This is a genomic window from Micrococcus lylae NBRC 15355 (genome assembly GCF_001570885.1).
GTDB lineage: Bacteria > Actinomycetota > Actinomycetes > Actinomycetales > Micrococcaceae > Micrococcus > Micrococcus lylae.
The window spans coordinates 1-1356 of sequence record NZ_BCSN01000105.1; the positions used below are offsets into that span (position 1 = coordinate 1).

1 pseudogene is annotated in these 1356 nt (G+C 67.8%); it reads right to left on the reverse strand.

The window, feature by feature from the left end:
• Window positions 1-366: 366 nt before the first annotated feature.
• Window positions 367-1356: pseudogene (locus MLY01S_RS11870) on the reverse strand (C-terminal helicase domain-containing protein); the annotation flags it as partial.

The window sequence follows — 1356 nt, forward strand, 5'->3', positions numbered from 1 at the left end:
TCTCTGCGCAAGGGGCTCCGACGAGCAATCGCGCGAGGAGCGTCGCAGCGTAGCGGTGCTCCAGGACGACGCCTCCACCACCCGTGGAGTAGGAACTCGCCGCACGATCTGTCGTCATGACTCAAGGATATTTCTGCCGGATACAAACGCCAGCCGCCGACGAGGCAATCTGCGACTGGCCTCTGGGAAGAACTGGAGTCACGGCGTAGGTGCGGTTGAGAAGCGCAGTCGCCGCGTTGGGCGGCCCGGCCCTGGCCATCTGACGAGCCCGCCGCAAGCAATCCCAAGCTGTGCTGTCCAGCCTCGACGTTCACGCACGGTCGCCGCCTTGGCTGCTGAGAGACCCCCACTTCAAATGCCTCGTGATTACAGGTCGAGGTGCTGCGTCGCCTGGTTGGCGGGCCGCCGGCGCTCGTCGTGGAAAGTCGGGCGGGTCAGCGTTCGGAGCGCGGTTTCTGCGCGGGCGCGGTCGATCCTCTGCGCTGTGCCTTCGGGCTGGGCGCCGAGCGGGGTGGGGTCGGTGATTTGGTAGCGGTCTCGGTAGGCGGCGACGACGAGCGCGCGGCGTCGCCATTGCTGCCGCTCCCGACCACTGGCGGGTATCGGACCGAGTGCTGTAACCCATGGTTCGTGGGTGTGGAGGGCGGTGTCGAGGACTGCTTCTGCTCGGGTTTCGATGAGGTGGCGGCGCTCAGTCAGGGCTTGCTGCATGTCGGATGGCATGGGGCCGCCGGCTTCGGGAATCAGCCCGGCGATGAGACGCGGGGCCTGTCGGGTGCGTCCGGAGCCGGCGGGTCGGGTGGTGGCGTTGGCGAGGCGGTGGTGGATGACGGAGGCGATGTCGTCGGCGTCGGCGAACCTGCGCGCCTTGATGAGGCGTGGCAGGAGGGTGTCGACGTTGTGGTGGTTGGCTTCGGCCCGGCGCAGTTCCGCGGTCGGGGCGCCGAAGGCGTCGGAGTCGATGACGGCTTGTGCTTGATCGGTGGTCAGGCCGCTGGTGGTGATCAGGGTGGTCCAGCGGTCGTGTTTGGCTGCGGCGGCGATGGTTTCGTATTCGGCGGCGAGTTGGGCGATCGAGCCCCACTGGTCCTGTTCGGCGGTGATGGTCTCGTGCGCCGACAGCTCAGCACCGCTGTGTTGGAGCACGCCGTAGAGGACCGTGCGGGCGGTGGCGTCGGGATTGTCTCCGGGATGCGACGTGGCTGGTCGTCGGGACGGTCGAGGATGACGTAGGCCTGGTTCGATTCCCGTCCGCGCGTCATCGCCACGTACAGGTTCTCCCGTGTGGTGGTGGGTTCGACGAGGACGTGGGCGGTGTCGGTGGTGATGCCTTGGGCGCGGTGGGCGGTGACGGCG